Origin of the sequence: Variovorax beijingensis (assembly GCF_003951285.1) — a bacterium.
Lineage (GTDB): Bacteria > Pseudomonadota > Gammaproteobacteria > Burkholderiales > Burkholderiaceae_C > Variovorax > Variovorax beijingensis.
Genome location: NZ_RXFQ01000053.1, coordinates 1 through 3,731, shown reverse-complemented (window position 1 = coordinate 3,731; position 3,731 = coordinate 1). Strand labels below are relative to the sequence as shown.

Annotated in this window: 6 protein-coding genes; 4 read left to right on the top strand and 2 right to left on the bottom strand. The window is 59.0% G+C overall.

Translation table 11 applies throughout. The features are described from left to right. Positions 1 to 84: 84 nt before the first annotated feature. Positions 85 to 711 (bottom strand): DUF6988 family protein, encoded by a 627-nt coding sequence (locus tag EJO66_RS32240; RefSeq protein WP_125967260.1) that lies wholly within the window; start codon positions 709 to 711, stop codon positions 85 to 87. Positions 712 to 824: 113 nt separating this feature from the next. On the opposite strand from EJO66_RS32240, the gene EJO66_RS32235 reads away from it, so the two are divergent. The 4 genes from EJO66_RS32235 to EJO66_RS32220 all read left to right on the top strand — a co-directional run bounded on the left by EJO66_RS32235 (position 825) and on the right by EJO66_RS32220 (position 3,154). Next, on the top strand, positions 825 to 1,316 hold the full coding sequence (locus EJO66_RS32235) for a GNAT family N-acetyltransferase (RefSeq protein WP_125967259.1): 492 nt from the start codon (positions 825 to 827) through the stop codon (positions 1,314 to 1,316). Between the two features lie 90 nt (positions 1,317 to 1,406). Further along, a complete protein-coding gene (locus tag EJO66_RS32230) occupies positions 1,407 to 1,736 on the top strand; it encodes a 1-deoxy-D-xylulose-5-phosphate synthase (RefSeq protein WP_125967258.1) in 330 nt (109 codons plus the stop codon). A 136-nt stretch (positions 1,737 to 1,872) separates the two neighbouring features. After that, the gene (locus tag EJO66_RS32225) at positions 1,873 to 2,364 is read left to right on the top strand and encodes a YegJ family protein (RefSeq protein WP_125967257.1); all 492 of its coding nucleotides are present in this window, start codon (positions 1,873 to 1,875) and stop codon (positions 2,362 to 2,364) included. A gap of 181 nt (positions 2,365 to 2,545) precedes the next feature. Next, complete coding sequence (locus EJO66_RS32220) at positions 2,546 to 3,154, top strand: DUF6630 family protein (RefSeq protein ID WP_125967256.1); 609 nt, start codon at positions 2,546 to 2,548, stop codon at positions 3,152 to 3,154. A 56-nt stretch (positions 3,155 to 3,210) separates the two neighbouring features. On the opposite strand, the gene EJO66_RS32215 is transcribed toward EJO66_RS32220, so the two are convergent. Continuing rightward, positions 3,211 to 3,480, bottom strand: a complete 270-nt coding sequence (locus EJO66_RS32215; protein ID WP_125967255.1) for a hypothetical protein — start codon at positions 3,478 to 3,480, stop codon at positions 3,211 to 3,213. Between the last annotated feature and the right edge of the window lie 251 nt (positions 3,481 to 3,731).

The window sequence follows — 3,731 nt, the reverse complement described above, 5'->3', positions numbered from 1 at the left end:
AGAGCCGACAGTCGGCGGCGACTCTCAATCGCGCTGATGGCCAACTAGTCCAAGGTAAAAAGTATGTCCAATACTGACGAGAATCTAGGTCGAGTCGGCCAACTTAGCGATGAAGGTCAAGACCTTCTCCTGAAGACCCTGAAGATGTTCAGTAGGCTCGTGGGCCAAGCGAGCGATTCCCAGTACTGCAAGCAAGCCGTAGAGGTTTACATGGTGGAGCACTTCGACGGTTTCCCCGTCAGGGTGGCGCGGGCGAATTCCATCGGCGCTTGCCCATCGTTCGAGTTGGCGAAGCCCGCCGTGCGCGTAGTGCGACATGGCTCTCCAGACCTTCGCTTTTGATTGGGCAAAGGTCGCATCGCCTCCCACCTTGTCGAGTTGCTTCGTCACCGTGTCCATCGTTGGAAGCTCCTTCGTCCGCACAATTTGCGCCAGCGCGGTTTCGTCCGCGCACTCTTCAGCCCAGAGTCCACGCATGTAGGCCTCGTAGACAGACCTCAGCAAAGCGTAGGCCGAGGTTCGGCAATCGTGCTCAACAAGCAAGAGCACGGCTTCGCGATGTTCCAGACAGATGCCGTAGCTTGGTCCCGCGAGCATGCTTGTGGGGGTTTGAATGATGGAGCCCGGATGATTCGTCGATATCCATCGGGAGATATCGGAAGAGTCGCGCAGGGCGGCGACGATGGCACTGGACAGAATTGGCATGCTCATGAGGTGCATGTTGCCATGGCGTTCGCGAAGCGCTCGCGCACTGACCACTTGACCGGCTACAGTCGGCCAGGACCAGACCTTCGCTGCAGTCGCCCAATGAACTCTTGCCATCCATGAACATCCAGGAAGCGCGCCCCTCCGATGCACCGATGATTGCCTCCGTCCTGCAAGAGGCAGCGGCGTGGCTCGCCGGCGACGGCAGAAGTCTTTGGTCAGCAGCCGAGATTGGTCACGAGCGCGTCCTGCGGGACGCGAGCAAAGGACTCTTCCACGTTGCTCGTCAGGACGAGCAATTGGCTGGCGTCATGAAGTTCGAGCTGGAGGACGCCTATTTCTGGCCCGAGGTCTTGCCGGGCACTTCGGCCTTGGTTCACAAGCTCGCCGTACGCCGAGCGTGGGCGAAGAAGGGAGTCTCGACCGAACTGCTGTCCTATGCTCGAACTCGAGCTCAAGAGCTTGGACGTGCCCACCTTCGCCTGGACTGTGTTGCGGACCGCCAAGGGCTGCGAAACCTGTATGAAGGCTTCGGCTTTGCCCTGCACAGCGTCGTCGAGATAGGGGCCTCTTCGTATGCGCGGTATGAGCTTCCGACGGCAACACCGTAGGCACGCGGAAAGGCCCCGACCGGCTACAGTCGGCCAACACCGGACCTTCCCACCTGCCTTTCGTTTCGACACAACAGGAGCCTGAACCCGATGAAGAGCCGAATCATGTACATCGAGGCGAAGTCTGGCGGCCTCACAGGACCAGCGCGCATCGGGCGGGTCACCAGCTCCAAGTCTGGAGCAACCCTGTACTACGGAGGGAAGGCCTTCCGCAGCCTTAAGGGAAGCGGCTTCAAGTCGAACTACTTCGATGTTGAAACCGGTGAGCACTATTGGATTTCTGGACCTCGACGGGACGGAAAGGATGCCCTCTACGCGACGCACATTCAGCCTGCCATAGACGATGACGTTCAGGACGAGTATTGGTCGAAGGTTCGCGGGGCCGCTTTGGCGCGAGGCGACGAGAAGCAGGTCGCTTGAACACCGGTAGGCGCGCCCCGAAGGCAGAGTTCGGCCAGCACCGGACGGTCAAGCCCGTCTCAAAATTCGATCGGAAAGCGGACATTCGCGGCGCCTCCAACGATACAGTCCAGCTGGGACATACGTTAGGACTCACATGAACCATCGCGCATACGTCGCCGCCGTTGGCCTTTTGATCTTCGTCGCTGCTGCGAATGCGCAGACGCGCGACCACAATGAGATCGTTCGGGTTCCCAATGAAGATCCGGAGATGGCCACGGCCATCGCAAAAGCTCGAGCGACACTTGACGACTTCCTCGTACTGTGGCGTGCGCAACCTAGCGGCGCCTCTGACTACAAGCTGAAGGTTCGGATTAGCGATGGAGAGAACTCGGAGCACTTCTGGGTCCAGCCGTTCCGTCCGCTGAACAGCGGGTTCGAGGGAATTCTCGCCAATGAACCGAAGCTTGTGAAGAATGTGCGCGGAGGGCAACGGATTACGTTTCAGCGCGGCGACATCACTGATTGGGGCTATGTGCGCGGCGGGAAGCAAATTGGCAGCTTTACCGTTTGTGCTCTTTTCAGGCGCGCTCCGAAAGAGCAGGTCGAGTACTACCGCAAGAATTATGGCTTTACCTGCGAGCCTTAATAGGTCGTTCGACGCATACACGCAGCGGCTTGCACCGCTATGCCGCTGCGCGGCGGGCAAGTCGAACATTGAGCGTTTGCTTGCGAGCGCTGATTTCGACCTGCCTATGACGGCTCCGGGGTCGAGCTCCGATGACCGCAACAGGCTACAGTCGGCCACTCCTTAAGCAATCAAGGAAGCTATGTTCAAGCGTCTCACCGATTTATTCCGTCCTTTGGTGGAGCCGCAGCATCAACAAGCATCCGAAAACCTCGGTCCCAGCGAAGTGCCGGACGTCGCCGAAGCTCAGCCAACGCATGCTGAGACCAAGGATGCGTTGCAGCGTTTCATGCACTTGGTGACCGCTCACCTGCATTCACCTGAGAGTCGGCGCCTCTCTGACGCCGTGGCAACCAGCTTTGACTCGTGCGGTGACGCAGCGGAAGCGTTCGAGGACGGGGTCCTTGGCGAAGAGGGTCAGAAGCACGGTCGGTGGCTCGTCATCCAAGTTGATTGGAAGGCCCACGAAGAGCTCGAGTGGCAGGTCACTGAGGTTGCATCGAGCTTCGGCGTTCCTGAGCGCTGGACCTGGACAACTCCACTGGAGACCAGAACAGTGCCTGCTGGTCTTTGCGCGGTTGCAAGCTGGGCCGCGGCGCTCGGATACGAGCTAGTACATCTTGACCTTGGCCACGACGCGTACTACGCGCTCATGGTCAAGCGAGAAGACGCGGGACCTGCGCACAAGGCTGCCATGGCCGCCGGGCTGCGCGTGTTCGACACCACCGAGTTCGCGAGACTCAACTCGTGATCCGTCTCGCTAGCTGTGCGAGCCCGCCAGGACATCTCTCGGCCACTACCTGCCGCTCAACCACGTCTGCTTTCTAAGGCATTCGCGATAGCGGCTTCAAGGCTTGCAACCAATGCCTTTGCCTGCTCGACGCTCAACTCGATCTCCGTGTTCGCCACTACACACTCGTCGGTGATCGCTTTGTCGTCAAATTGCTTTTCGGAGATGTCGAGATCAGGATGAATTTCCCAGGTCTCGATGTTGATGTGACCAGGGTGAATATTGGTGACTTCCAAGAATCCCTGTCGATAGCGAACATCGTTAAAGCGAATCTTGCTAGGACCCATGTCAGTAGCTCCTCGGTTGGGAGTGAGAGGATAGCGTTCGTCACCGGCCTCAGTCCGAACTAATGCCCGCTTGGCGGCGTTTCGTCGAGTCGCGGCTACTTCCGGCTTGGGCCTAAAGCTCCGCCGGTCGCAACCGGCTACAGTCGGCCAGGACCAGACCTTCGCTGGACCGACCATTTGTAAACTCGCGATGCCCTTCTTCGCAGCCGGACCCCAAACGATGGACTTCTACGACGGCCTTGCCCCGCTGT

Bases quoted from the DNA above. Each gene is read 5' to 3' on its own strand.
- EJO66_RS32240 (WP_125967260.1), bottom strand. From the start codon at position 711: ATGAGCATGCCAATTCTGTCCAGTGCCATCGTCGCCGCCCTGCGCGAC.
- EJO66_RS32235 (WP_125967259.1), top strand. From the start codon at position 825: ATGAACATCCAGGAAGCGCGCCCCTCCGATGCACCGATGATTGCCTCC.
- EJO66_RS32230 (WP_125967258.1), top strand. From the start codon at position 1,407: ATGAAGAGCCGAATCATGTACATCGAGGCGAAGTCTGGCGGCCTCACA.
- EJO66_RS32225 (WP_125967257.1), top strand. From the start codon at position 1,873: ATGAACCATCGCGCATACGTCGCCGCCGTTGGCCTTTTGATCTTCGTC.
- EJO66_RS32220 (WP_125967256.1), top strand. From the start codon at position 2,546: ATGTTCAAGCGTCTCACCGATTTATTCCGTCCTTTGGTGGAGCCGCAG.
- EJO66_RS32215 (WP_125967255.1), bottom strand. From the start codon at position 3,480: ATGGGTCCTAGCAAGATTCGCTTTAACGATGTTCGCTATCGACAGGGA.